20 protein-coding genes are annotated in these 24,607 nt (G+C 64.3%); 6 read left to right on the top strand and 14 right to left on the bottom strand.

Annotated features, from left to right (window positions below; genetic code table 11):
- Positions 1-41 precede the first annotated feature (41 nt).
- Genes M1E17_RS12380 through M1E17_RS12370 form a run of 3 tightly spaced genes read left to right on the top strand, consistent with a single transcriptional unit; the run spans position 42 to position 4,482 of the window.
- Positions 42-2,588: a DEAD/DEAH box helicase gene (locus M1E17_RS12380; RefSeq protein ID WP_457962344.1), complete on the top strand. Its 2,547-nt coding sequence runs from the start codon at positions 42-44 to the stop codon at positions 2,586-2,588.
- A gap of 21 nt (positions 2,589-2,609) precedes the next feature.
- The gene (locus tag M1E17_RS12375) at positions 2,610-3,110 is read left to right on the top strand and encodes an N-acetyltransferase family protein (protein WP_457962343.1); all 501 of its coding nucleotides are present in this window, start codon (positions 2,610-2,612) and stop codon (positions 3,108-3,110) included.
- Positions 3,103-4,482: an alpha/beta fold hydrolase gene (locus M1E17_RS12370; protein WP_457962342.1), complete on the top strand. Its 1,380-nt coding sequence runs from the start codon at positions 3,103-3,105 to the stop codon at positions 4,480-4,482. Before M1E17_RS12375 ends, M1E17_RS12370 begins: the two co-directional genes overlap by 8 nt.
- On the opposite strand, the gene M1E17_RS12365 is transcribed toward M1E17_RS12370, so the two are convergent.
- The 5 genes from M1E17_RS12365 to coaE form a co-directional block, all read right to left on the bottom strand.
- Complete coding sequence (locus tag M1E17_RS12365; protein WP_457962341.1) at positions 4,468-5,811, bottom strand: MFS transporter; 1,344 nt, start codon at positions 5,809-5,811, stop codon at positions 4,468-4,470. The genes M1E17_RS12370 and M1E17_RS12365 overlap by 15 nt on opposite strands.
- An 86-nt stretch (positions 5,812-5,897) precedes the next feature.
- Complete coding sequence (locus M1E17_RS12360) at positions 5,898-7,262, bottom strand: MFS transporter (protein ID WP_457962340.1); 1,365 nt, start codon at positions 7,260-7,262, stop codon at positions 5,898-5,900.
- Positions 7,263-7,371: 109 nt separating this feature from the next.
- On the bottom strand, positions 7,372-8,415 hold the full coding sequence (locus M1E17_RS12355) for a TerC family protein (RefSeq protein ID WP_457962339.1): 1,044 nt from the start codon (positions 8,413-8,415) through the stop codon (positions 7,372-7,374).
- A 207-nt stretch (positions 8,416-8,622) separates the two neighbouring features.
- Complete coding sequence (gene uvrB, locus M1E17_RS12350; protein WP_457962338.1) at positions 8,623-10,722, bottom strand: excinuclease ABC subunit UvrB; 2,100 nt, start codon at positions 10,720-10,722, stop codon at positions 8,623-8,625.
- 94 nt (positions 10,723-10,816) lie between these two features.
- A complete protein-coding gene (gene coaE / locus M1E17_RS12345; protein WP_457962337.1) occupies positions 10,817-12,049 on the bottom strand; it encodes a dephospho-CoA kinase in 1,233 nt (410 codons plus the stop codon).
- 32 nt (positions 12,050-12,081) lie between these two features.
- On the opposite strand from coaE, the gene M1E17_RS12340 reads away from it, so the two are divergent.
- Positions 12,082-12,807: an IMPACT family protein gene (locus M1E17_RS12340; protein WP_457962336.1), complete on the top strand. Its 726-nt coding sequence runs from the start codon at positions 12,082-12,084 to the stop codon at positions 12,805-12,807.
- Positions 12,791-13,285 (top strand): GNAT family N-acetyltransferase, encoded by a 495-nt coding sequence (locus tag M1E17_RS12335; RefSeq protein WP_457962335.1) that lies wholly within the window; start codon positions 12,791-12,793, stop codon positions 13,283-13,285. The genes M1E17_RS12340 and M1E17_RS12335 overlap by 17 nt, the downstream gene beginning before the upstream one ends.
- A 188-nt stretch (positions 13,286-13,473) precedes the next feature.
- On the opposite strand, the gene rpsA is transcribed toward M1E17_RS12335, so the two are convergent.
- The 6 genes from rpsA to polA form a co-directional block, all read right to left on the bottom strand.
- Positions 13,474-14,952: a 30S ribosomal protein S1 gene (rpsA, locus tag M1E17_RS12330; protein WP_267275077.1), complete on the bottom strand. Its 1,479-nt coding sequence runs from the start codon at positions 14,950-14,952 to the stop codon at positions 13,474-13,476.
- Between the two features lie 253 nt (positions 14,953-15,205).
- Positions 15,206-16,531, bottom strand: a complete 1,326-nt coding sequence (locus M1E17_RS12325; RefSeq protein WP_457962334.1) for a GNAT family N-acetyltransferase — start codon at positions 16,529-16,531, stop codon at positions 15,206-15,208.
- Between the two features lie 332 nt (positions 16,532-16,863).
- Positions 16,864-17,487 carry a DUF1349 domain-containing protein gene (locus M1E17_RS12320; RefSeq protein ID WP_457962333.1) on the bottom strand — a complete coding sequence of 208 codons (624 nt, stop codon included), beginning with the start codon at positions 17,485-17,487 and terminating at the stop codon, positions 16,864-16,866.
- 17 nt (positions 17,488-17,504) lie between these two features.
- Complete coding sequence (locus M1E17_RS12315) at positions 17,505-18,386, bottom strand: DUF4097 family beta strand repeat-containing protein (protein ID WP_457967735.1); 882 nt, start codon at positions 18,384-18,386, stop codon at positions 17,505-17,507.
- Positions 18,387-18,391: 5 nt separating this feature from the next.
- Positions 18,392-18,916 (bottom strand): toxin-antitoxin system HicB family antitoxin, encoded by a 525-nt coding sequence (locus tag M1E17_RS12310; RefSeq protein WP_457962332.1) that lies wholly within the window; start codon positions 18,914-18,916, stop codon positions 18,392-18,394.
- Between the two features lie 137 nt (positions 18,917-19,053).
- Complete coding sequence (polA, locus tag M1E17_RS12305) at positions 19,054-21,696, bottom strand: DNA polymerase I (protein WP_457967734.1); 2,643 nt, start codon at positions 21,694-21,696, stop codon at positions 19,054-19,056.
- A 214-nt stretch (positions 21,697-21,910) separates the two neighbouring features.
- On the opposite strand from polA, the gene M1E17_RS12300 reads away from it, so the two are divergent.
- On the top strand, positions 21,911-22,384 hold the full coding sequence (locus tag M1E17_RS12300) for a hotdog fold thioesterase (RefSeq protein ID WP_457962331.1): 474 nt from the start codon (positions 21,911-21,913) through the stop codon (positions 22,382-22,384).
- Between the two features lie 55 nt (positions 22,385-22,439).
- Here M1E17_RS12300 and M1E17_RS12295 read toward each other — a convergent pair whose 3' ends face one another.
- The 3 genes from M1E17_RS12295 to M1E17_RS12285 all read right to left on the bottom strand — a co-directional run bounded on the left by M1E17_RS12295 (position 22,440) and on the right by M1E17_RS12285 (position 24,510).
- Positions 22,440-23,003, bottom strand: coding sequence for a dihydrofolate reductase family protein (locus M1E17_RS12295; RefSeq protein ID WP_457962330.1), 564 nt, complete (start codon positions 23,001-23,003; stop codon positions 22,440-22,442).
- A 65-nt stretch (positions 23,004-23,068) separates the two neighbouring features.
- On the bottom strand, positions 23,069-23,290 hold the full coding sequence (locus M1E17_RS12290) for a hypothetical protein (protein ID WP_457962329.1): 222 nt from the start codon (positions 23,288-23,290) through the stop codon (positions 23,069-23,071).
- Positions 23,287-24,510, bottom strand: coding sequence for an anion permease (locus M1E17_RS12285; RefSeq protein ID WP_457962328.1), 1,224 nt, complete (start codon positions 24,508-24,510; stop codon positions 23,287-23,289). The genes M1E17_RS12290 and M1E17_RS12285 overlap by 4 nt, the downstream gene beginning before the upstream one ends.
- Positions 24,511-24,607: the final 97 nt, after the last annotated feature.

Raw genomic sequence — 24,607 nt, 5'->3', positions numbered from 1 at the left:
CCACAAACTGCGGCACCGGCTGGGCACTAAGCTGGAAATCAATGAAACTCGTTGACCAGCTGCCCGTCCTGTCCGTTCCAAGCCTTTCCGGAGCGGGCATCGATCCTGACGCTTTGTACACACAATTCCTTGAGTGGACTGACAGCCGCGGACTTGCCCTGTATGCGGCACAGGACGAAGCCATTATGGAGTTGGCCACCGGCGCCAACGTCATCCTGGCTACCCCGACGGGCTCGGGGAAGTCGCTTGTTGCGATAGCCGCCCATTTCCAGGCCATGTCCCGCGGGCAGCGAAGCTACTACACGGCGCCCATCAAGGCCCTGGTGTCGGAGAAATTCTTTGCGCTGTGCGACATTTTCGGGGCTGAAAACGTCGGTATGATCACGGGCGATTCCGGGGTTAACCAGGATGCCCCGATCATCTGCTGTACAGCCGAGATCCTGGCCAACATAGCTCTCCGGGAAGGCGCCGGCGCCGACCTGGGAGCCGTCATTATGGACGAGTTCCACTTCTACTCCGATCCGCAGCGCGGCTGGGCGTGGCAGGTTCCGCTGCTGGAACTCCCGCAGGCCCAGTTCCTCCTGATGTCCGCGACGCTGGGCGACGTCAGCCGGTTCGAGGAAGGCATCACCGGGCTCACCGGCCGTCCCACCACAACCGTGAGTTCAGCGGAACGGCCCATCCCGCTGCACTACTACTACCACCAGACGCCTGTGCACGAGACGCTTGAAGAGCTCCTCTCGACGCGCCAGGTGCCGGTCTATGTGGTGCATTTCAGCCAGATCGAAGCCATTGACCGCGCCCAGAACCTGATGAGCATCAACGTCTGCACCCGTGAGGAAAAAGACAAGATCGCGGAGCTGATCGCCAACTTCCGTTTCGCCGCGGGGTTCGGGAAAACCCTCAACCGGCTGGTGCGGCACGGTATCGGCGTCCACCATGCAGGGATGCTTCCCAAATACCGGAGGCTGGTGGAGCAGCTCGCCCAGGCGGGCCTGCTGAAGGTTATCTGCGGGACCGACACCCTGGGCGTGGGTATCAACGTGCCCATCCGCACCGTCCTGCTCACGGCCCTGAGCAAGTACGACGGCGTCCGTACCCGCCTGCTTAACTCCCGGGAGTTCCACCAGATTGCGGGGCGCGCCGGCCGCGCCGGCTATGACACTGCCGGAACCGTTGTGGTCCAGGCCCCCGAGCACGTGACAGAGAACGTCAAAGCGATGGCCAAGGCCACGGCCAAATTCGGCGACGACCAGAAGAAGCTTCGCCAGGTGGTGAAGAAGAAACCTCCCGAAGGATTTGTCTCTTGGGGCGAACCGACTTTTAAGCGCCTGGTGGAATCGGTCCCGGATCCGCTGACTTCCAGCTTCAGCGTCACCCATTCGATGCTGATGAACCTGATGGAGCGGCCTGGTGACCCCTTCACCGCCGCACGGCGGCTGCTGACGGAGAACCATGAGCCACGGTCCTCCCAGCTGCAGCTGATGAAAAAGGCACTGGGGATCTATCGGGAACTGCTGGCGGCCGAAGTGGTGGAGCGCATCCCGCTGGAGCAGCAGGGCGCGGATGGCCGCAGCGTGCGGCTGACAGTCCATCTGCAACCGAACTTTGCGCTGAACCAGCCGCTTTCCCCGTTTGCGCTGGCAGCACTGGAACTGCTGGATCCGGACTCGGCGTCGTACGCATTGGACGTGGTGTCCGTGATCGAAGCGACCCTGGAAAAACCCCGGCAGATTCTCTCCGCCCAGCAGAAAAAGGCCCGCGGTGAGGCAATCGCTGCCATGAAGGCTGACGGTATCGAGTACGACCAGCGGATGGCGATGCTGGAGGAGGTGACGTATCCGCAGCCTCTGGCCGAAATCCTGGGCGAGGCCTTTGAGGTCTACCGCAAGGCCGCGCCCTGGGTGGGCGACTTCGAGCTGGCCCCCAAGTCCGTGGTCCGTGACATGTATGAACGGGCCATGAACTTTGGCGAATTCGTCCAGTTCTACGGCCTGGCCCGCTCCGAGGGAATTGTCCTGCGCTACCTCGCGGACTGTTTCAAGGCGCTCCGCCAGACAGTGCCGCAGGACCTGCTCCGGGAGGACCTCGAGGATCTGATCGCCTGGCTGGGTGAATTGGTGAGGCAGGTCGATTCGAGTTTGCTGGATGAATGGGAGGAACTGACCTCCGGCGCCGCGCCCACTCCGCATGACGCCCCGCCGCCTCCTCCCCCTTCACTGACGTCCAACGTCCGGGCCTTCCGGGTGATGGTCCGCAACGAGATGTTCCGGCGGGTGGAACTCTTCGCGGATGAGAACGCAACCGCCCTGGAAGAACTCGACGGCGGCGCCGGCTGGGACGCTGACCGCTGGGAGGACGTCCTGGACGACTACTTCGACGAACATAACGACATCGGCACCGGCCCTGACGCCCGCGGGCCGGAGCTGCTGATCATCACCGAAGAGCCCGGGCAGTGGAAAGTACGCCAGATCTTTGACGATCCCGGAAAGAACCATGACTGGGGAATTTCGGCTGTGGTGGATCTGGCCGCGTCTGACGAAACGGGTACGGCCGTAGTCCGCGTGACCGACGTCAACCGGCTCTGAGGTCGCTAGTAAACTCGAACCATGAGTGTAATCCGCCCCGCAACAGTTCAAGACGTCCCCACGATCCTGCGCATGATCCATGATTTGGCCATCTATGAGAAGGAACCGGACGCCGTCCGGAACACCCCGGGGAAGCTTGCGGAGGCGCTGTTCGGCGAGAATCCGCGGGTGTTCGCCACGATGGCCGAGAATGAGGCCGGCGACGTCCAGGGATTCGCACTCTGGTTCCTGAACTACTCCACCTGGGAAGGCGTTCACGGCATCTACCTGGAGGACCTTTACGTCAGCCCGGAGGCGCGGGGCGAGGGCCATGGCAAGGCGCTGCTGCAGCACCTTGCGGCCACCGCCGTCGAAAACGGTTATGCACGGGTGGAGTGGAGCGTCCTGGACTGGAACGAACCGTCCATCAATTTCTACCGGAACCTCGGTGCGTTCCCCATGGACGGCTGGTCCACGTTCCGGCTGACCGGAGATGCGCTGGAACACTTCGGCAGCACCCGCCCCGTGTCTGTCCATGGCTAAGGCCGCACGGGCTGCGGTGCGGGCCGCCGGCCCTGTAGCCCACACGGTCCGGGCCCGCCACGAGTTCCGCGGCATGCGCACGGCAGAGCACTATTTCACCGTTCCCCTGGACCATTTCGGGCACGATGCGGTGCGCCCTGACCGGCAGACAGGGTCAGGTCCGGAAACCATCACTGTCTTCGCACGCGAGTACGTATCGGCTGCCCACACCGAGGCTGAGGCGCAGAGCCTGCCGTGGCTGCTGTTCCTCCAGGGCGGCCCGGGAGGCCGCGGGCCCAGGCTTGCCTCGCTGGGCGGCTGGAGCAAAGCGGCCGCCAAGGACTTCCGGATCCTGATGCTCGATCAGCGCGGGACCGGGCTCTCCTCGCCCATCGACCGGAATACCCTGCCGCTTCGGGGCACACCAGAGCAGCAGGCCGCGTACCTTGAGCACTTCCGGGCCGATTCCATCGTCGCCGACGCCGAGCTCATCCGCCTGGCCCTAGGCTCAGGACCCTGGACTATCTACGGCCAAAGCTACGGCGGTTTTTGCGCACTCAGTTACCTGTCCTTCGCCCCCGGGGGCGTTAAGGAGGCGCTCATCACGGGAGGCTTGGCGCCCCTCTCTGGCACGGCCGACGACGTCTACCGGGCCACCTTCCGGCGGGTAGCCGCGCGGAACGACGAGTACTTCACGTGGTATCCCGAGGACCGCACCACAGTGGAGCGGATCGCCGCCCACCTGCGTCAGGTACCCGAGGTCCTTCCCGACGGCGGGCAGCTCACCGTGGAGCGGTTCCAGATGGCCGGAGCCTTCCTGGGCGGAAACACCCGGGTGGACGGACTCCACTTTTTGCTGGAGGACGCTTTCACCGAGACACCAGATGGTACCCGGCTCTCGGACGCTTTCCTGGAACAGATGCAGGGAATCGTATCCCGGCAGTCGAACCCGCTCTATGCCCTGATGCACGAGTCAATCTATGGTCAGGGCCAGGCGACCGACTGGTCCGCCTGGCGGGTGCTCCAGGAGTATCCGGAATTCAGGCCGGAAGCAGAACCCCTGCTGCTGACCGGCGAAATGGTCTACCCGTGGTACTTCGACCAGGACCCGGCCTTGCGTCCGCTGCAAAAAGTGGCGGAACTGGTAGCGGCCAAGAAGGACTGGAAGCCGCTCTACAGTTCCTCCCGGCTTGCGGCCAACACGGTGCCCGTTGCCGCGGCCGTCTACCGTGACGACATCTACGTGGACCGCGACCTGTCGCTGGAGACCGCTGCAGCGGTCAGGGGACTGCAGGTCTGGGAGACGGCCGACTTCCACCACGACGGGATTTCGGACGACGGCGAGGCGATCTTCGGCCGCCTGCTGGGCATGGTCCGCTCAGCCCGCCGCTAAGGGGCTGGCCGTCCCCCGGCTGCGGAAATCCGCAGCCAGCACGGCCATCACCAGGGCAGCAACGGCCACCGCAAACATGTTCAGCCCCTGGTAGCCGATCCAGCTCATCACCACGCCCGAGAAACCGGCACCAATTGCTCCGGCCCCGCTCATCAGGGTGTCCGAAACGCCCTGGACCAGGACCCGGGAATCGACGCTGACACTCTCCGCCAGCATGGTGGAGCCGGCGATGGTGGCGGCAGACCAGCCCAGTCCCAGGAGCACCAATCCGGTGGTGACGAGGATGGGCTGTCCGGCGCCAAACCCTGCACAGCATGCCGCCGCCAGGATCAGGCCGTGCCCGCCGATGATGACGGGAACCCTGCCTGCACGGTCGGTCAGCCACCCCATCACCGGAGACAGTGCATACATCCCTGCGATGTGCAGCGAAATGGTGAAGCCTATCAGCACAAAGACGTCCGTACTGGCGGTGTGGGCGTGGCCGGCACCATGGGAGGCCAGCGGTCCTTCGCTCAGGAGTTGAAGATGCAGCGGCGTCATGGACATCACCGCTGCCATGCAGGCGTGGGCTGCAACGACGGCCAGCAGCGCCAGGCCGGCCTGCGGCGAGGACCGGATGGCGGCAAGCCCGCGGCGGAGTGAACCCCGGCGGGGGCCCGGGATGACGGCATCGGCGCCGCCGCCAGCAGCCCGCCTGATGGCCAGGGCATGGAGCAACGGATCCGGGCGCAGAGCAACCAGCAGGAGGAGGGCCGCCAACGCGAGTCCCACGGTGGAGAAAACAAAGGGGCCGGCGATGCCTGGCAGTCCCATGGCCTCACCCACAACAGCGCCAGGCCTGATCAGGTTGGGGCCCGCCACCGCTCCGGCGGTGACAGCCCAGACAACAATGGCAAGGGAACGGCCCCGGTGCTCCGGATCCGCCAGGTCAACCGCGGCAAACCGGGCCTGGAGGTTTGCCGCAGTGGCCAGCCCCAGGAGGGCGGCTCCGGCCAGGAGCACCGGAAAGAACCCCGACACCGTTGCCGCGATGACCAGAATCGCCCCCAGCATTCCGGACAGGACACCTGTCAGGAGCCCAATCCGGCGGCCGCGCCGTTCGGCAAGTCCTGCCAGCGGCATGGCGGCAAGCGCAGTCGCCAGGGTCATCACGGTGGTCACCGAGCCTGCCCAGGCATTGGAGCCGGAGAGCTGGACGGCGAGGAGGGAGCCGACGGACAGGCTTGCGCCACTGCCGATCCCGCTAAGCAGCTGGGCAAGGCTAAGAACCAGGACAGTACGGCGCTGGACCCGGTGGGGGTCCAGCGCCGCTGCGGTAGAAGAAGTCACCGTCTGAGCATAGCCATTGGACTACCCCGCTCCCCTGAGGCTCGTCGGCCGTCTGCCCGGCAAGGTTGACTGGCCTGCCAGGTTGGCTAGCCGGCCAGTGGCTGACGGCGGTGTGCTACAAGTGTCACCAGGGCCGCAGCCAGCACGGCCGCCCCCACCACGCCGCCGGCAAGGTTCAGCCCGAGGTAGCCCGTCCAACTGAGGATGAGCCCGGAGGTGGCCCCGCCGACCGCTCCTGCGATCCCCATCATCATGTCGGAAACGCCCTGGACAACAACCCGTGATTCCTGGCCCACGCTTTCCGCCAGCAGGGTGGAACCGGCGATGGTCGACGCGGACCAGCCTATTCCCAGCAGGACCAGCCCGGTGGCCACGGCAGCCGTTGATGCCTGCCCGAACCCGGCAACAGCAACAGCAGCCATGAGCGTGATAAACCCCAGGACGATGGTCTCGGTCCGGCCTGCTTTATCTGTCAGCAAGCCCATGACCGGTGACAGCGCAAACATGCCTGCGATATGCAGGGAGATCGTGAAGCCGATAATGACCAGGACATCGCCTGAGGCAGTGTGGCCGGCGTGGGAGGCTCCCGGCCCTGCCACGAGTTCCTGCAGATGCAGCGGCGTCATGGACATGACTCCCACCATGATGGCGTGGGCTCCCACAACAGCTGCCAGTGCCAGGACAGCCGCCCTGGACTGCCGAATCGCCCGCAGCCCGCGGACGAGTGAACTTCCGAAGGCAGGACGGGGCGCAGCCGCCTGCAGGTTTCCCGGCGGCTGCGGCGTGCCAGTGTCAGTACCGTTGGCCTGCCGGGCGGCGAGCTCGCGTGCGAGCAGGAGGGGGTCAGGCCTTAGCCCGGCAAAAAGCAGGACGGTGGCCAACACCAGACCAGCACCGGAAATCACGAACGGACCAGCCATGGGGGGCAGGCCCAGGGCCTGTCCGACGACGGCTCCGGGCTGGATCAGGTTGGGTCCGGCCACCGCACCCACGGTGACCGCCCACACCACTGACGACAACGCCCGCCCGCGGTGTTCGGCATCGGCGAGGTCCACCGCGGCAAAGCGTGCCTGCAGGCTGGCGGCGGCACCCACACCGATGCCGGCTGCCCCCACCAACAGCAGGACGAAAAGCCCGGTCACAACCGACAGTACGATCAGGAAAGCTCCTCCGACAGCGGCAGACAGCCCCGCGACCTGGCCAACCCGCCGCCCCCGGCGGTCGGCCAGCGAGGCAAGGGGAAGCGCCACCAGCGCAGCGCCCAGAGTCATGATGGTTGCCACCGCCCCTGCCCAGGCAGTGGAGCCCGACAGGTCCACGGCAAGGAGGGACCCGACGGATACCGTTGCTCCCGTTCCAATGCCGCCCAGGACCTGGGCCGCGCTCAGCAGCGCCACGGTGCGCCTTTGCACCTGGCGCACTCCGATTTCGGTATTCAGGGTGCGGGCCATGGTCTGAGCATAGTCCTCGGCTGCGGGGTCCTACAGTGCCAGTGTTAAGCCAAAAATCCCGGCCGCTCTGCGGCCGGGATTGCTGGTATATGCGGTGGAGAAGGGGGTGCTATTCGGCGTCGGTGAGGTCAGAGTCCCTGAGGCTCTTCTTGGCATCTTCCTCAAGGCGGGGATCCAGGTGGGCCGCCTTTGCCTTGGAACTGACCAGGCTGGCAATCACGGCGATGACGATCGTGCCGATGATCACACCCAGGGATACAAAGGTGGGGATCTCCGGAGCCCACTCGATATGCTGGCCGCCATTGATGAACGGGAGTTCGTTGACGTGCATCGCGTGCAGGACCAGCTTGACCCCGATGAAGGCGAGGATCACCGAGAGCGCGTGCTTGAGGTAGATGAGCCGGTTCATCAGTCCGCCCAGCAGGAAGTAGAGCTGGCGGAGGCCCATGAGCGCGAAGATGTTCGCGGTGAAGACAATGAAGGCACTCTGGGTCAGACCGAAGATCGCGGGGATCGAGTCCACGGCGAACAGCAGGTCGGTCATGCCGATAGTGACGAAAACGATGAGCATCGGGGTGAAGACCTTTTTGCCGTCCACCACCGTGCGCAGCTTGCCGCCGTCGAACTTCTCCGACATCGGAATCACCTTGCGGAGCTTCTCGATGATCGGGTTTTCCCGGTCCTCTTCGTCTTCGCCCTCATCCTGGGCCTGCTTCCAGGCTGTCCACAGCAGGAAGGCACCGAAGATGTAGAAGACCCAGCTGAACTGCTCGATGACCATGGCGCCCAGCAGGATGAAGATTCCGCGGAGGATCAGCGCAATAATGATGCCCACCATCAGCACTTCCTGCTGGTACTTACGGGGTACTGAGAACCGGGCCATGATGATGATGAAAACAAAAAGGTTGTCGATGCTGAGGCTGTACTCGGTGACCCAGCCGGCAAGGAACTGCCCGCCATACTCCGGGCCGGTGAACATGAACATGGCGCCCGCAAAGACCATGGCCAAAGCCACGTAAAAAGCCACCCACAGGCCGGCTTCCTTCATGGAAGGCTCATGTGGGCGGCGGAGCACCAGTAGAAGGTCAAGAGCGAGGATGAGGCCGAGGACGACGAATGAGCCGACTTCGAACCAGACGGGAAGTTCGAGCACAGAGATACCTTTCGTAGGGTACAAAGATGCGTTGTAAGTCTCTCCGGCAGCCTGCGCACGTGGTGCTGAAACGGCGGCCCGCTACGCCCGGCCGGGCAACTGTGCCTGACGTGTTGACGATCGTAGCGCTCGGGATACTCCCCTACGTGACGTTAACTGTACCAGCAGTGATGATCCGCGCTCCGCGCCGTTCCCCGGCGCGGTGGTTCAGGCGTGCCCGGCAGCCTGCATTTGGCGGAGTTCCTTCTTCAGATCGCTGACTTCATCACGGATCCGGGCGGCCACCTCGAACTGAAGTTCGGCGGCTGCGCCATGCATCTGCTCGGTGAGCTGTTCGATCAGGCCCACAAGGTCCTCGGCCGGAGCTGCTGCCAGGCCGTCTGCGCGGACCTGGGCAGCGCCCTTTGCTGTGGACTTCCCCCGTTTGGCGCCCTTGGCCAGCCGGTTGTTGCTGAGCAGTTCCTGGGTATCGGCGTCCTCCCGGGCCAGCTGGTCCGTGATGTCCGCGATCTTCTTCCGGAGCGGCTGCGGATCCACACCGTTTTCGGTGTTGTAGGCCACCTGGATGGCGCGGCGCCTGTTGGTTTCGTCGATCGCCTTGGCCATGGAGTCGGTGATGCGGTCAGCGTACATGTGGACCTGGCCGGACACGTTTCGCGCTGCGCGGCCAATCGTCTGGATCAGGGAGGTGGCAGAACGCAGGAAGCCTTCCTTGTCGGCGTCCAGGATACTGACCAGTGACACCTCCGGCAGGTCCAGGCCTTCACGGAGCAGGTTGATGCCCACCAGCACGTCAAAACTGCCCATCCGCAGTTCACGCAGCAACTCCACGCGCCGCAGGGTATCCACATCCGAGTGCAGGTACTGCACCTTGATGCCGTGGCCCAGCAGGTAATCGGTGAGGTCCTCCGCCATCCGCTTGGTGAGCGTGGTGACCAGGATGCGCTCGTCCTTTTCCACCCGTGTCCGGATCTCGCCCAGGAGGTCATCGATCTGTCCTTTGGTGGGCTTGACCACCACTTCGGGGTCGATCAGGCCGGTGGGCCGGATGATCTGCTGGACGAAACCGTCAGCCTTGCCGAGTTCGTACTTCCCAGGCGTCGCGGACAGGTAGACGGTCTGGCCGACGCGCTCCAGGAACTCGTCCCACTTCAGCGGCCGGTTGTCCATGGCTGAGGGAAGCCTGAAGCCGTGGTCCACGAGGGTCCGCTTCCGGGACATGTCACCTTCATACATGGCTCCGATCTGCGGAACCGTCACATGGGATTCGTCGATGACCAGCAGGAAGTCATCGGGGAAGTAATCGATGAGGCAGTGCGGGGCGCTTCCTCCGGGCCGGCCGTCGATGTGCCGGGAATAGTTTTCGATGCCGTTGCAGAAGCCCATCTGCTGCATCATTTCGAGGTCATACGTGGTGCGCATCCGCAGGCGCTGTGCCTCCACAAGCTTGTTTTGGCCTTCCAGCACCGCCAGCCGTTCGGCGAGCTCGTCCTCGATGGCCTTGATGGCGCGTCCCATCCGTTCAGGTCCCGCGACGTAGTGGGACGCAGGGAAGACGTACATTTCGGTTTCGTCCCGGATGACTTCCCCGGTGACAGGGTGCAGGGTGTAGATGTTCTCTACTTCGTCCCCGAAGAACTCGATGCGCAGCGCCAGTTCCTCATACATGGGGATGATCTCTACGGTATCGCCGCGGACGCGGAAGGTCCCGCGGTGGAAGTCCATGTCATTGCGGGTGTACTGCATGGACACAAACTTGCGCAGGAGATGGTCCCGGTTCATCTGCTGGCCTTTGCGGAGCGTGACCATACCGGCGATGTATTCCTCCGGCGTACCGAGGCCGTAGATGCAGGACACGGTGGCGACAACGATCACGTCCCTGCGGGTCAGGAGGGCGTTGGTGGCCGAGTGCCGCAGCCGCTCCACCTCCTCATTGACGGAGGAGTCCTTCTCGATGAAGGTGTCCGTCTGCGGAACGTAGGCTTCCGGTTGGTAGTAGTCGTAGTAGGAGACGAAGTACTCCACGGCATTGTTGGGCAGCAGTTCCCGGAACTCATTGGCCAGCTGGGCGGCGAGTGTCTTGTTCTGCACCATCACCAGGGTGGGGCGCTGGACCTGTTCGATGAGCCACGCCGTGGTGGCGCTCTTACCGGTACCGGTGGCGCCGAGCAGGACCACGTCCTTTTCGCCGTTCTTGATGCGGTCCGTCAGCTCGGCGATGGCGGCAGGCTGGTCACCCGCCGGCTGGAACTCGCTGATGACTTCAAACGGCGCTACGACACGGTTGATCTCCTGGGCAAGGCTCATGCATCTAATCTACAACCGGGGACCGACAGTGACAGCCCGGTCAGTTACCGGCGAACACCGGGATGGACGGAGACCAGCCGTGCAGGTTAGCCGGTCAGGACGGGTACGACGGCGGGGCCCACCCCGAGCGTTTGGCCCACTGCTCCATTGGCTCTTCCGCCGCGGCGAACCAAGCCTCTTTGGCGGCGGCGTAGGCGGCCGTGGAGGGGTCGGTGGCGTGAAGATCCGCAAGGCGGCGTTTCAGGGCGACATAATCCGCCGCAGCGTCCGGATCGGCCCGGAGCCAGTCCCGGAAACAGAGGGTGAAGCGCCAGCCGGGAGACCCGGCGGCCCTGATATGCAGGTTGACTGCCCGGCCGGGATCGGCGCTGGCGTGTAACCGTTTCGCCCAGGCAGTGGTGTCCGGCAGGGTTGGCTTGGGCGTATCCGCCGTGATGGCGTGCACGCGGGGATATCCGGCGGCGGCCAGGACGGGCTCCAGCGGTCCCGCCGCAGCCAACGCCAGTACTGTCACCTGCAGATCCAGAACATCCTTCGCGTCCAGGCCAGGGACCGACGTTGAGCCGATGTGATCCACCCCGAGGACTGGAGGCGTCCCATCCGGCGCGTCCTTCCGGAGCGCGGCGAGGATCCTGGTGATCAGCCGTTCCGCGGTCCGCGGCCACTCGGAGGTAGGCGCGTGCAGGACCGGTCCGCCTGGGCGGTCAGCGGGCGTCTGCGTCAGGAGATTGCGGGCGAACGGGGCCAGCCGCTCCCCCCAGAGTGCATCCACCTGCGCCAGCAGTCCGTCCATGGAGCCGGAGTTGTCCAGCACCACGTCGGCAGCGGCGAGCCGTTCATCGCGCGGAGCCTGCGCGGCCATTCGTGACCTGGCCTCGTCCGCTGACATGCGGCGGTGGTCCAGCATCCGCCGGATCCGGACCTCGTCCGGGGCATCCACCACCATAACCAGGTGGAAGTCGCTCCCCTGGCCGGTCTCCACCAGCAGCGGAATATCCTGGACCACTACGGCACCGTCGGGAGCGGCCGCCACGAGGCCCGCCGCCGCCTGGCGCACCAACGGATGGACGATGCCGTTCAATACGGCCAGCCGCTCCGGGTTGCCGAAGACCACGGCACCAAGTTTTGCCCGGTCCAGCCGTCCCCCGCCATTCAACATTCCACTGCCGAAGGCCTCAACGACGGCGGCCAGTCCTGGCGTGCCTGGCTCCAGCACCTCCCGGGCCAGGGCGTCAGCGTCAACCAGCACCGCCCCAAGATGGGCGAGGCGGGAGGCGACCACTGACTTCCCCGAGGCGATGCCGCCCGTCAAACCGATTTTCAGCACGCAACCACATTAGTACCCTGTGCCCAGGTCTTATGAGTTCAGGGGGCGGTGGGGCCTACACTGGGGCGGTGCAAGAGCAAGACAGCCGGACCACCGCCTACACCACGCTTGCCGCAGGAACCGATTCTCGGCACGAGATCGAGCTCAAGCGGTCCCGCTTCATCACTGTGCTCCGCCGCACCGCCACAGAAGAGGCCGCGAAGGACCTGGTATCCGGATTACGCCGCGAGTTCCACGACGCCCGCCACCACTGTTCCGCCTTTGTCCTAGGCCCGGACCGCGATGTTCAGCGTTCAAACGACGACGGTGAACCCTCCGGCACCGCCGGCACGCCCATGCTCGAGGCCCTTGTCAAAAGGGAAACCACGCCGGGGGTGACGGACCTCAGCGACGTGAGCGCCGTCGTCGTGCGCTATTTTGGCGGTATCCTGCTGGGTGCCGGCGGGCTGGTCCGGGCGTACTCGGAGTCGGTGTCCGCGGCTCTGGAGCAGGCGCCGCTGGTGCGCCGCCGCCGGCTGCGGATCTGCGAAGCGTCCGTGCCGCATGCCGCCGCCGGCCGGTTGGAGAATGACCTGCGGGCGGCCGGATTCGTCATGGCGGAAACGGGATACGGCGCCCAGGATACTATCCTGCGCCTGGCCATCCCCGATGAGCCGGCGGACATCTCCGCGGCCGCGGAGCGCGTCTTGTCGCTCACTGCAGGAAAGGCCATGCTCACGCCCGGTGGAACGGAGTGGATTGATGTCCCGCTCCCTTGACGTCCGGTTGGCAGACGTAGACGAGGCCATGTTGGAACAGCTCATGGCTCTGGCCATGACGGATGCCTCGCCTGACGAGGTCACACCCCCGCTTGGCTCCGGCGCGGGCTGGAACACCGAGCGGATTGACTGGTTCCGGGCCTACCACCGGGCGGCGGCGGCAGGCCTGGACGGAGCGGCGCAGGAGAAGTCATGGGCGGTACTTTGCGACGGCAGCGCCGCCGGTTCCGTCAGGCTGAAGCGGACAGGGCCGGCAACGGCGGAAACCGGCATCTGGCTGGGCCGCAGTTGGCGCGGCTCCGGCATCGGAACCGCAGCGCTGACCCTGGTCCTGGCGGAGGCGCGGCGGGCCGGCCTGCAACAGGTAACGGCCACCACCACGGACGCCAACATTGGCGCCCAGCGCCTCCTCACGGCGGCAGGTGCCCTGCTGACGTCCGACGACGGGGGCGCGGTGAGTGCCGCCGTCGTACTGTAGCGGGTACCCGACGGGATTGCGTCACTTTAGCCGCCCGACCGCTGTGCAAAGCCCGCAGTTGCAGGGCCAGTTGTAGCCGATGACGCCAATAGTTACGCATTCAGGTCGGACACCAGGTGTTAAACACAGTGGGCCCCTGCTTTCGCAGGGGCCCACTGTGTCAGCCCGGAAACCCGGGCCGGTGGCAATTAGTTGCCGGTCAGCTTCTCGCGCAGAGCGGCAAGAGCCTCGTCCGAAGCCAGCGTGCCGGCTCCGGTGTTGGACTCAGCAGCCGGCTCCGAGGAGTAGCTGGTGGTGCCGGAGTCGCTCTCACCGGACGTTGCAGCTGCAGCGTCGTCGGCAGCGTGCTGGGCAACCTGCTTCTTGTGTGCTTCCCAGCGGGTCTGGGCGTCAGCGTACTGCTGCTCCCAGGCCGAACGCTGGTTCTCGTAGCCCTCAAGCCACTCGTTGGACTCCGGGTCGAAGCCCTCCGGGTACTTGTAGTTGCCCTCTTCGTCGTACTCAGCGGCCATGCCGTAGAGAGCAGGATCGAATTCGGTGCTTTCGGCGTCGACGCCCTCGTTGGCCTGCTTGAGGGAGAGGGAGATCCGGCGGCGCTCGAGGTCGATGTCGATGACCTTGACGAACAGCTCGTCACCAACGGAGACAACCTGCTCAGCCAGCTCAACGTGGCGCACGGCGAGCTCGGAGATGTGGACCAGGCCTTCGATGCCGTCTTCGACGCGGACGAACGCACCGAACGGAACCAGCTTGGTGACCTTACCCGGAACAACCTGGCCGAGGGCGTGGGTGCGGGCGAAGGTCTGCCACGGATCTTCCTGCGTAGCCTTGAGCGACAGGGAAACACGCTCGCGGTCCAGGTCGACCTCGAGGACCTCGACGGTGACTTCCTGGCCAACTTCGACAACCTCGGACGGGTGGTCGATGTGCTTCCAGGACAGCTCGGAAACGTGGACGAGACCGTCTACGCCGCCAAGGTCCACGAAGGCACCGAAGTTGACGATGGAGGAAACGACGCCGGGACGGACCTGGCCCTTTTCCAGCTTGTTGAGGAACGTGGAGCGGACCTCGGACTGGGTCTGCTCGAGCCATGCACGGCGGGACAGCACAACGTTGTTGCGGTTCTTGTCCAGCTCGATGATCTTGGCTTCGATCTGCTGACCGATGTACGGAGCAAGGTCGCGCACACGGCGCATCTCGACGAGGGATGCGGGCAGGAAGCCGCGCAGACCGATGTCGAGGATAAGACCACCCTTGACAACCTCGATGACGGTACCGGTGACAACACCGTCTTCTTCCTTGACCTTCTCGATGTCGCCCCAGGCACGCTCGTACTGAGCGCGCTTCTTGGAGAGGATCAGGCGGCCTTCTTTGTCTTCCTTGGTGAGCACCAGGGCTTCGACCTGATCGCCAACGGAGACGACGTCTCCGGGATCAACATCGTGCTTGATGGAAAGCTCGCGGGAGGGGATGACACCTTCGGTCTTGTAACCGATGTCGAGCAGAACTTCATCGCGGTCGACCTTGACGACAGTACCTTCGACGAGGTCTCCGTCGTTGAAGTACTTGATGGTGGCGTCGACTGCTGCGAGGAAGTCCTCAGCGGTACCGATGTCGTTAATCGCGACTACGGGGGTACCGGGCTTCTCGGTGGAGGTGATGGTCATGTAGTAGGGGCTCCGTTGTGGATAGTAAGTCGGTCAGGCAAACCACCGCGCCCGCGTTATGGAACGCAGGCGCAGGTTTCGGCAGATCACACAGACCTGCCGGGTCATCCTGATTTTGTGGATTCTAGATACGTGCACGTAGTACACGCCCGTTTATTCTAGTCGCAGTGGCCAAGGCTGGTCAAAGCGCGGGCACCGCGGGCGCCGGCAAGTTTCCCGAACGCAAGGAAGGCTTGCCAGCCGTGGCGAGGAGTCAGAAGTGGGTGAGGCAGTGCGTAGACCGCTCCACGGTGAACATCTGCCGGGCTTGGAACGCCGCGCCCTTCGTGTTCTCGCGGATCCGGCCCGCCGCCGTCAGGGTCACCGGGCAAACAGCCCCCAGATAGATCGACGACAGCGCTGACACGTCCAACGTCAGGTCAGCCTGCTCCGGTGTTTCCCAGGGAACGACGGCGGCCTCACCGCCCGTAACTTCCAGCGCAAAGGTTCCTGCAGTCAGCCCCAGCGGATCAAGGACTTCCAGCACCAGCCGGCCCTCCACCGGAAAGTACCGCGCCTCCAGTGCTTTCCGAACGTCCAGGATCCTGAGCCACAGCATGTCCCTGCTGTTCGAGGAGTCGATGCAGCGGGGGTCGTTCAGGGCCCACGTGAGCGGGTCGTCCAACGGCGCTTCTTCCCACGTCACCCGCTCCACCAGGTCGATGGCACCCAGGAACTGCCAGAGCTCAAGGTAGGCCTCATTGCTGGCGGCAACAAGGTCCACTATCTCCATGGTGTAGGGCTCCTTGTCCCAACCGAGGAACTTGTAGGACACGTACCCGTCAACAGCTCCGTGCGGCCCGTAGTGCAGGGCTACTTTGATGGCCGGATCCTCCTTGCCGTCCGGTCCCATGGAACCCGACGCCAGGAGACGGTACCAGTCCTGGCGGCCCATCGAGCCCGGAGTCAACCGGTGCACCTTGTCGAAAACCTGGGGACCCAGGTCCAGCAGCACCTTCGGATCGGCGACTTCAATGTAGCCCACAGGCTGGTGGTTCAGCTTGAACCTCGCGGTGGTGTCCACTTTCACGCTGCGTTCGAAGCTGGCTACCCCGTAACCGAACCGTCCATAGATCGATCCCTCGGATGCCGTCAGGGCAGCCATAGCCATGCCATCCCGCCGTGCCATGTCCAGGTCCTCTGACATCATCCGGCGCAACAGGCCCCGGCGCCGGTGGGATGTCCGCACCGTGACGGCGGTGACCATCTGGGTCTCCAGCTGGCGGCCGAAACCGATGTTGAGCGTTTTGCGAAGAGTAGCGAAGGTGGCGACGGGAACTTCTGCCGGCAGTGATCCCGGCGCCACGTCACGGATCTGATAAGCGCCGGTGAGGATGCGCTGGTCTGCCCGGTAGCTGTCAAGGGACCTCGCTATCCGCTCCGGCTCGCGGGTGGCCTCATGGAAACCGAAGGCCACCGCCCTGATCCACGATTCGGCCTCGGCATAGCCCTGCTCGCCTTTGGTTGCCGCGCCAAAGCGCCGGATTTCATAGTCCCCACTCAGTTCATCCACACCGCCGAGCCTAGCCAATAAATCCATCGTCTGGCCAGCGCTACCCTGTCGTGTCCTTCGCCCTCACGGACTGATGCACTTCCGGGCCGGCAGGGATCATCTGGACCAGCGGACGGGCTCAAGGGGCTTCGGCCAGCGACAGACTGTTTCCATCAGGGTCCAGCACGACGACGTGACGCACGCCGTTCCCGTACGTTTCCACCGTTCATGCTTTACGCCGTGCGCGGCAAGGCGGGCCAGGACGTCGTCGAGGCCTTCCATTCCGAGGGTCAGCAGAGCCCTTCCGGCCCGATCGGCCCGCTCCTGGCGCGTAAGTTTCAGCTGACGTTTGCCGGGAGGTGCTCGCCAGCCGGGGGCGGCTACGTGCCGTCCCTTACTTCGGCCAGCCGCTGGGTATCGAACCTGACCTCACTGAATGTCGCCGTCGTTCCCTCTCCGGAAGGGGACTGCGCTGCGAATCCGATTTTGACGGCATCAGGTGCCGGCTCGCCCATGCCGAAGTAGCGGACCATGTTCCACCATTCGCCGTCAATGGAGGCGTGCAGCGCGAAAGCCTGGCCGAGGCGGGAGATTCGCAGGTAAGTCCCCGCTCCGTCGATCGGCCAGCTGTCACAGTCGTCGGACTTGCCGTTCCGCGTGACAACGGACACCACCCTGGTGGTCCCGCTGGGATCCAGTTCGGCGCAGACTTTGAACCAATTCAGTGGATCGATGTAGCCCAGCAGCACGCCGGAGTCGAAATCAGAGACAAACACCGGGCTGACGAATGCGCTGAACCGAAAGTCACCCGTGACGGGCCAGACGAAGCGTTCAGCATCGGACGTGTCCGGATGTCCGCCGGGGTCAAGGAACATATCCGCGCCGGCGTCCGCCGTCAGGACTAGCCTCTCCCCCTCAAGGAGCGGGGCAACCAGAGACGGCGGGCCTTCACTGACCAGGGGGAAGGGAAGTGACCCGATCTCGATTCCGCGCGTACTTTTCACAACATCAACCCTACCCATCACCCGCGGTTTCCCGTCTCGTGGATTGGGTCCAGTGAACGCTGGATCTCGACGTCGCCGTAGGATGTCCGGGCGCGGATCTCCACCGTCTCCTTGTGCCCGCCAGGCCCATCGGCAGCGTTGAGGGAATTGAGCACCCTTCCGTACTGCGTGCTGACGTCGAGCCAGGCTGCCGTTCCTTCCTGGACGCCTACCCGAACGTCACCCATCGCGGTTTCCAGCAGGACCGAGCCGCGCGCCACTCCGCCCACCCGGATCCTGCCGTTGGCGGACTTGGCTGTGACGGACCCTTGCGCCTGGCCAATGGAAATTTTGCCGTTGGCTGCCTTAACCTGGACATCGCCGGCCACCCAGCCGATATAGACGTGGCCATCTGAGCTCTTTACGTGGGCGGCGCCTTCAATACGGCGGGCACTGATCTCGCCCGACCCCGTTTTGATCTCGACGTCGCCGGCGGCACCTTCCAGCGTGATGTCCCCGTAGCCGGTCTCAGCCTTGACGGAAGCGGTCCGGTCCAGGCGGATCCTGCCCATGCCGGTTTTGAGCGAACACCGGCCCAGTTCACCCTGGCACTCGAACTTGCCCATTCCTGCCTCTGCCCGGACGTCGGAACGGGAGGGAAGTTTGATGGTGACGTCAACGGATCCGTTTCCAGTGAAAACGGCATACCGTCTCCAGTCACTGGACCCCTTGACGACGAGCCGGCCATGGGAATACTCCACCCTTGTCTGCTCGGCCGCCCGGATGTCCGAGGCCTTTGATTCATCCGTGGGCTGCACCTCAACCACGGCGTCGGCACGGTCGCTCGCTGTCATCCGGACGTCTCCGAGGTTCAATTCGATGGTGACGGAAATGGGTTCCGGGGTGGCGAAATTAAACATGGAACTCACTGCACCCAACCGCTGTAGCTCCGCCCCTCGGAGGACCTTTTCTTACTGCCCCGGGGGGTTTGGCCGGGATGCTCCAAAGAAGCGGCAAGGGAGCGGACCAGCCACGAGTTGACCGAGAGTTTCTCCGCTGCCGCCGCAGCCTCGATGCGCTGCTTAAGATGTTCCGGCAGGCGCAGCGTAAACCGGGACGTCCCGCCGTCGTCCCCCTCCCCTGGTGATGCCGGCTGGGGTTCAGTTACAGGGAACTCCTGAGCGGTATCGTCAAAGTCCGTCCGGGCCGGCGGAAGGGAAACAACGAACTCGGGATTACGGCCGCGCAGGCGCACCTCCACCGATCCTGGCGCCAGCTCCCCGGTGATTTCCCCGGCGGCGGCTGCAAGTGCTTCCAGCAGGACAAGCCTTGTTGCTGTTTCAAGGGGCGCCGCGAGGCGGAGCGCCACCTCGCGCGCCTGCTCACCGCCTGCCCCGGCGGCATTGGCCAACTGTTCCTGGAGGCTGTTGACATACGTTTGAAGTTCCATGATGTCATCATGGCGTCAAACTGGTGTCACGGTCAAGATCGCCTGCGTCCACCCAGCAGCGCAATCGTCCGGCCCTGCATCCAGGCAGGGTGCAGGGCCGGAGATTCGCCTTGAGGAAGTGCCAGTTCCGGGCCTGGCTAGTGGCCGGCGTCGTACCAGGTGGTGCCAACGCCGATCTGGACTTCGAGGGGGACGGTGAGATCGGCGGCGGAGCCCATCTGCTCGGTGACCAGCCTCTCCACGAGTTCCCGCTCGCCAATGGCCACCTCAAGCACCAGTTCATCGTGGACCTGCAGGAGCAGGCGCGATTTGAGTCCCTGGGCCTGCAGTTCGTCGTGCACGCCCAGCATTGCCCGCTTGATGATGTCCGCTGCGGATCCCTGGATGGGTGAGTTCAGTGCGATGCGCTCGGCGTTTTCCCTCAGCTGCCGGTCCGTGCTGGTAAGGTCCGGCAGATAGCGGCGCCTGCCCTCGATGGTGGCGGTGTAGCCGTCGATCCGTGCCTGGTCCACCACTCCGCGGAGGTAGTCGCGGACGGCCCCGAACCTGTCGAAGTAGTCCTTCATCAGGGTCCGGGCCTCGTCTACCGAAATTTCCAGTTGCTTGGACAGCCCAAAGGACGTCAGTCCGTAGGCGAGTCCGTAGGACATGGCCTTGACCTTGGAGCGCATGGCGCTGGTCACTTCCGCCGGCGGCACGTGGAAGATGTGCGAGCCAACGAAGCGGTGGAGGTCTTCGCCTTCCTTGTATGCCGCAATCAGCCCGGGGTCGCCTGACAGGTGGGCCATGATCCGCATTTCGATCTGCGAGTAGTCAGCGGAGAGCAGGCACTCGTAGCCGTCGCTGACCACGAAGATGCCGCGCACGCGCCGGCCTTCCTCGCTGCGGATGGGGATGTTCTGGAGGTTGGGGTTGTTGGAGGAGATCCGGCCCGTGGCGGCAACGTTCTGCGCGTAGGTGGTGTGGATGCGGCCATCCTCGGTGACGGATTTCTTGAGCGTCTCGAGCATCTGGCTTAGTTTCGCGGACTCACGGTGCGCCATCAGCTGGACCAGGAACTCGTGCCCCGTCTTTTCCAGGAGGTTCTTCAAGGATGCGGCGTCGGTGGTGTAGCCGGACTTGATTTTCTTGGTCTTCGGCAGCTGGAGTTCGTCGAAGAGGACAGTCTGCAGCTGCTTGGGGGAACCGAGGTTGACCTCGTGGCCAATGGCGGCGAAGGCGAGTTCCTGCGCGTTGTCGATGACCTTCGCCAAATCGGCCAGCTGTTCATCCAGGTGCGGCATGTCGATGGCGATCCCGGCGAGCTCCATGTCGGCCAGGACCCGGCTGACAGGCAACTCAAGGGTGGACAGCAGGTCCTCGGCCTGGCGTTCCTTGAGCTCGGACTCGAACCGCCGGCTCAGCGTCTGGACCACCGCCGCCACCCGGACCAGCGCATCCGCGGCGGCGGCATCCTCGCCGTCGAACGACAGCTCAAGCTGGCCCGCCTTGGCCGTCTCTGGCGAGATGCTGATGTTCAGGTGGTGCTGCGCCAGTTCCGCGAGTTCGTAGGTGCGGCGGTCCGGCTGGATGAGGTACCCGGAGATGGAGGTGTCGTCCACTACTCCTGAGAGTCCCAGCCCACGGCTGGACAGTGCCTTGAGGGCAGCCTTGTATCCGTGCATGACCTTGGCGGAGGTGTCATCCCGCAGCCAGTCTGCGAGGACGTTTTCGGCTGCGGCGTCCTGGCCGGCGAGGTCGATGTAGACGGCGGCGTCGTCACGGACGATGGCCAGTGCCGCAGCGTCTTCGCCGATCCGGCCCGGTACCAGATCAACGGCAATGGCGGAGCGTTTCCCGGCCCCTGCAGCCAGGAAGGCAGCCAGCTCTGCGGCGTTCGCCGGGGTGACAAAGGCGGGGGTGTCGATGGTCTCGCGTTCCGCTGACTCCACTTCGTCGCTGCCGTAAAGGGCGAACAGCCGGGCGCGGATGGTCTTGAATTCGAGTTCGTCGAACAGTTGCTCCAGTGCGGCCTCGTCAGGCCTCGGCTCGGCGAGGTCGTCCAGCGTCAGCGGCAGTTCCAGATCGGTGTGAAGCCTGTTCAGCCGCCGGTTGCGCTTGACGTCCTCGACGTTTTCCCGGAGGGCGTCGCCCACCTTCCCGCCGATCGCGTCCAGGTGCTCCAGCACTCCTTCGAGCCCGCCGTAGAGGTTGATCCACTTGGCCGCGGTCTTGGGGCCGACGCCGGGAACGCCCGGCAGGTTGTCCGCCGATTCCCCCACCAGCGCGGCGAGGTCCGAGTACTGCGGAGGCGTGACGAAGTACTTCTCCTGGATGGCAGCAGCATCCAGGCGCGGGATGTCGCTGACGCCCTTCCTGGGATAAAGCACAAAGACGTTGTCCGTGATGAGCTGGAACGCGTCGCGGTCCCCTGTTACCAGGAGTACTTCGAAACCGGCCTTCTCCCCCATGGCGGCGAGGGTGGCGAGGATGTCGTCAGCTTCGTAGCCGGGCATCTTGATGGTCTTGATGCCCCAGGCACCCATGACTTTGTCGATGAGGTCGATCTGGCCGCTCATCTCCCGCGGCGTTTCGTTTCTGCCGCCCTTGTATCCGCTGTACTCGGCCTTGCGGTGGGTGGTGTCGTCGGAGACGTCGAAGGCGACCGCGATGTGCGTGGGCTTCTGTTCCTTGATCAGGTTGATGAGCATGGACGTGAACCCGTGGATGGCGTTGGTGTGCTGTCCGTTGGCCGTGGAGAACTTGTCCGCGGGCAAGGCGAAGAAAGCCCGGAATGCCATGGAGTGCCCGTCCAGAACCAGCAGGCGCGGCTGGTCGGTGATGGGGATGACGGGAGCCACCGTGGCTGACACCGATTGGCTGGCCGGCGGCGGAACCACCACGTCCTGCAAAGCAGCGTCGGCGGGCAGGGCAGCATCGTCCCGAAGGTCAGAGGTCTGGGACGGGAAAGGGGCCGGTTTGGTAGTTTCACTCACAGGTGCCAGCCTAGTTCCCATGATGGACAATTTCACGCCCGGCCCATTTACCGATGAGTTAGTGGCAGCCGGTATCCCGGAACACCTTCACGGCTGGCTTGGCGAGTACGGAGTAGGCGCCTTGGTGGTGAAGATGGGGATCCACTTCCTGGAGATGAGCCCCGAACGGACCGTGGCCACCATGCCGGTGGAAGGCAATACCCAGGTAGCAGGCATCCTGCACGGCGGCGCCCACGTGGTCCTCGCGGAAACTCTGGGATCCTTTGCGGCAGGGATGCACGCCGGGCCAGGCCGGCGGGCCCTGGGCATTGAGGTCAGTGCAACCCACCACCGCTCCATTGCCGCGGGGAGCGTCATCGGGACCTGCACCGCAATCCACCTGGGTCGCTCGCTGACTACGCACCAAATCGTGGTGACCGACGAAAAGGGACGGCGGCTTTCCACCGCCCGGATCACCAATATGCTGCGTGACAACGGCCCTGACGACAGCTGACCGATGTCAGCCGCCTGTTCCAGCCTGAAGCCGCCCGTCCAGGCCACGTTTGGCGTCAGGCCACACCCGGCCGGGCGGCAGGGCTGAAGCCGTAACGCAGCTCCACGACCCCCCGCCCAAGGGTGCGCGAATCTGTTAACTGAAGCGGCGGCGTCGGGCCTTCAAGAGGCAGCAGCCGCTTTCCGTTCCCCAGGACCACGGGGATGATGGACACGATGAGTTCGTCCAGCAGGCCGGCGCCGGCGAACTGTGCCGCAAGGTTTCCGCCGCCCACCACCCAGACGTTCTTGCCGCGGGCGTCGTCCTTGAAGTCCTGGACAAATTCCCCTACCTCACCCCGGATAAAGGTGACGTCTGCCCCCGGCGGCGCGGCGTACTCGTGGCGCGTGAAAACGTACGAGGGGGTGGAGGTATAGGGCCAGTTTCCCGGTTCGTGTTTCATCAGCCAGGCGAACGTTTCTCCGCCCATCACAATGCAGCCCACGCCGTCCATGAACGATTCGTAGCTTTCCTTGCCGCCCTCGAAACCGTCAAACTGCAGGAGCCAGCCGAGGTCATCAGTGGACGTTGCGATAAAACCGTCAAGGGACGAAGCAACAAAATACTGGATCCGTGACATGGCTCAAGCCTAGCCATCAGTTCCGGCCCTGCCCAGTGACTATTGGGCCGGACTACCGGCCCGGACTACTTGCTGAAGTAAGGAATGATCAGGTAGAGCCCGAACAGGACAGCAAGGCCGCAGAGGCCAAAGCAGACGTACGCCAGGGAGCGCTTTATGCGGGGCGAGGCCTGCTCGGCATCGCCGGCGATGGCGGTGAGGCGGACACCCAGTGAGTACAGGAACACCACTGTCACGGCAGACACCAGGGTGGCGCCGCCTACGGTTACCAGTTCCAACCACTTCATCGCTGGACATCCTTCGGATTGTTGGCTTTGGCCCTGGCCTGGGCCCGGGCCAGGCTCTTCTTCTTGGCGAAGCGGACGGCCTGCCCGGCTTCTTCGACCTCCACGGCATTGTGGTGGCCCACATGGGACTTGCGGGAATAGAAGAACATAAACAGCACGGCAGCAGTTCCGGCGACGGCGGCGATCACCACACCGACGACGCCCGTCTTGACGAGCAGGGCGGTCAGCGCGCCAACGATGCCCGCAGCCGGCAGGGTGAAGAGCCAGCCCACAAGGATCTTGCCCACCATACTCCAGCGCACGCTGGTCCCCTTCCGCCCCATTCCCGAACCGATGACAGAACCGGAAGCCACCTGCGTGGTGGACAAGGCGAAGCCCAAGTGCGAGGACGCCAGGATGGCAGATGCGGTGCTCGTCTCGGCGGCGAAGCCCTGCGCCGGCTTGACCTCGGTCAGACCGGATCCCATGGTCCGGATGATGCGCCAGCCACCAGCGTACGTGCCGATGGCAATGGCGAAGGCACAGGCGGCGATCACCCAGAATTCGGGGCCGGAACCGGGAGCCTGGGTGCCGGCCGCGATCAGGACCAGCGTGATGATGCCCATGGTCTTCTGGGCGTCGTTGGTGCCGTGAGCCAGCGCCACCAGGCTGGAGGTGAAGATCTGTCCGGTGCGGAAGCCGCCACGCTTCTGCGTCAGCTTGCTGCCGGTCTCGGGATCATGCCGGGAGGTCATGGCATAGGCGAGACGGGTGCACGCGTAAGCAACAATGCCCGCGATGAGCGGCGCAAAGATGGCCGGGAGGATGACCTTCTGCATAAGGCTCTCGAGGTTGATCGAGTTGAAGCCGATGCCTGCGATGGCCGCGCCGATCAGTCCGCCGAACAGGGCATGGGATGAACTGGACGGAAGTCCTTTGAGCCAGGTGATCATGTTCCACAGGATCGCGCCCATCAAACCGGCAAAGATGATGTCCGGAGTGATCTGGACCCCGTCCGATCCTTCCCTGATGATGCCACCGGAAACTGTCTTGGCCACTTCCGTTGACAGGAATGCGCCCACCAGGTTCAGGATCGCCGCGAGAGTCACTGCAGCCTTCGGTTTGATAGCGCCGGTGGCGATTGGTGTTGCCATCGCGTTGGCGGTGTCGTGGAAGCCGTTCGTGAAGTCGAAAAATAGTGCCAGTGCTATGACCAGCGCCACCATTAAGGTGATATCCACCTGTTGCCCAATCTGCAGAGTCGACGTTCAGCAGTTTCTTTCCCCCGACTGCCCCTGCACAGCATAATTCACCAGCTGTTCGCTTGGAATGACCTGT

The organism is Arthrobacter sp. D1-29 (assembly GCF_054130585.1).
This window is presented reverse-complemented; position numbering and strand designations above follow the sequence as displayed.

Coding starts and splice junctions, on each gene's coding strand:
- M1E17_RS12380 (WP_457962344.1), top strand. CDS start 42: ATGAAACTCGTTGACCAGCTGCCCGTCCTGTCCGTTCCAAGCCTTTCC.
- M1E17_RS12375 (WP_457962343.1), top strand. CDS start 2,610: ATGAGTGTAATCCGCCCCGCAACAGTTCAAGACGTCCCCACGATCCTG.
- M1E17_RS12370 (WP_457962342.1), top strand. CDS start 3,103: ATGGCTAAGGCCGCACGGGCTGCGGTGCGGGCCGCCGGCCCTGTAGCC.
- M1E17_RS12360 (WP_457962340.1), bottom strand. CDS start 7,262: ATGGCCCGCACCCTGAATACCGAAATCGGAGTGCGCCAGGTGCAAAGG.
- uvrB (WP_457962338.1), bottom strand. CDS start 10,722: ATGAGCCTTGCCCAGGAGATCAACCGTGTCGTAGCGCCGTTTGAAGTC.
- M1E17_RS12340 (WP_457962336.1), top strand. CDS start 12,082: ATGAGTTCAGGGGGCGGTGGGGCCTACACTGGGGCGGTGCAAGAGCAA.
- M1E17_RS12335 (WP_457962335.1), top strand. CDS start 12,791: ATGTCCCGCTCCCTTGACGTCCGGTTGGCAGACGTAGACGAGGCCATG.
- rpsA (WP_267275077.1), bottom strand. CDS start 14,952: ATGACCATCACCTCCACCGAGAAGCCCGGTACCCCCGTAGTCGCGATT.
- M1E17_RS12325 (WP_457962334.1), bottom strand. CDS start 16,531: ATGGATTTATTGGCTAGGCTCGGCGGTGTGGATGAACTGAGTGGGGAC.
- M1E17_RS12315 (WP_457967735.1), bottom strand. CDS start 18,386: ATGTTTAATTTCGCCACCCCGGAACCCATTTCCGTCACCATCGAATTG.
- M1E17_RS12310 (WP_457962332.1), bottom strand. CDS start 18,916: ATGGAACTTCAAACGTATGTCAACAGCCTCCAGGAACAGTTGGCCAAT.
- polA (WP_457967734.1), bottom strand. CDS start 21,696: ATGGCATTCCGGGCTTTCTTCGCCTTGCCCGCGGACAAGTTCTCCACG.
- M1E17_RS12300 (WP_457962331.1), top strand. CDS start 21,911: ATGATGGACAATTTCACGCCCGGCCCATTTACCGATGAGTTAGTGGCA.
- M1E17_RS12295 (WP_457962330.1), bottom strand. CDS start 23,003: ATGTCACGGATCCAGTATTTTGTTGCTTCGTCCCTTGACGGTTTTATC.
- M1E17_RS12290 (WP_457962329.1), bottom strand. CDS start 23,290: ATGAAGTGGTTGGAACTGGTAACCGTAGGCGGCGCCACCCTGGTGTCT.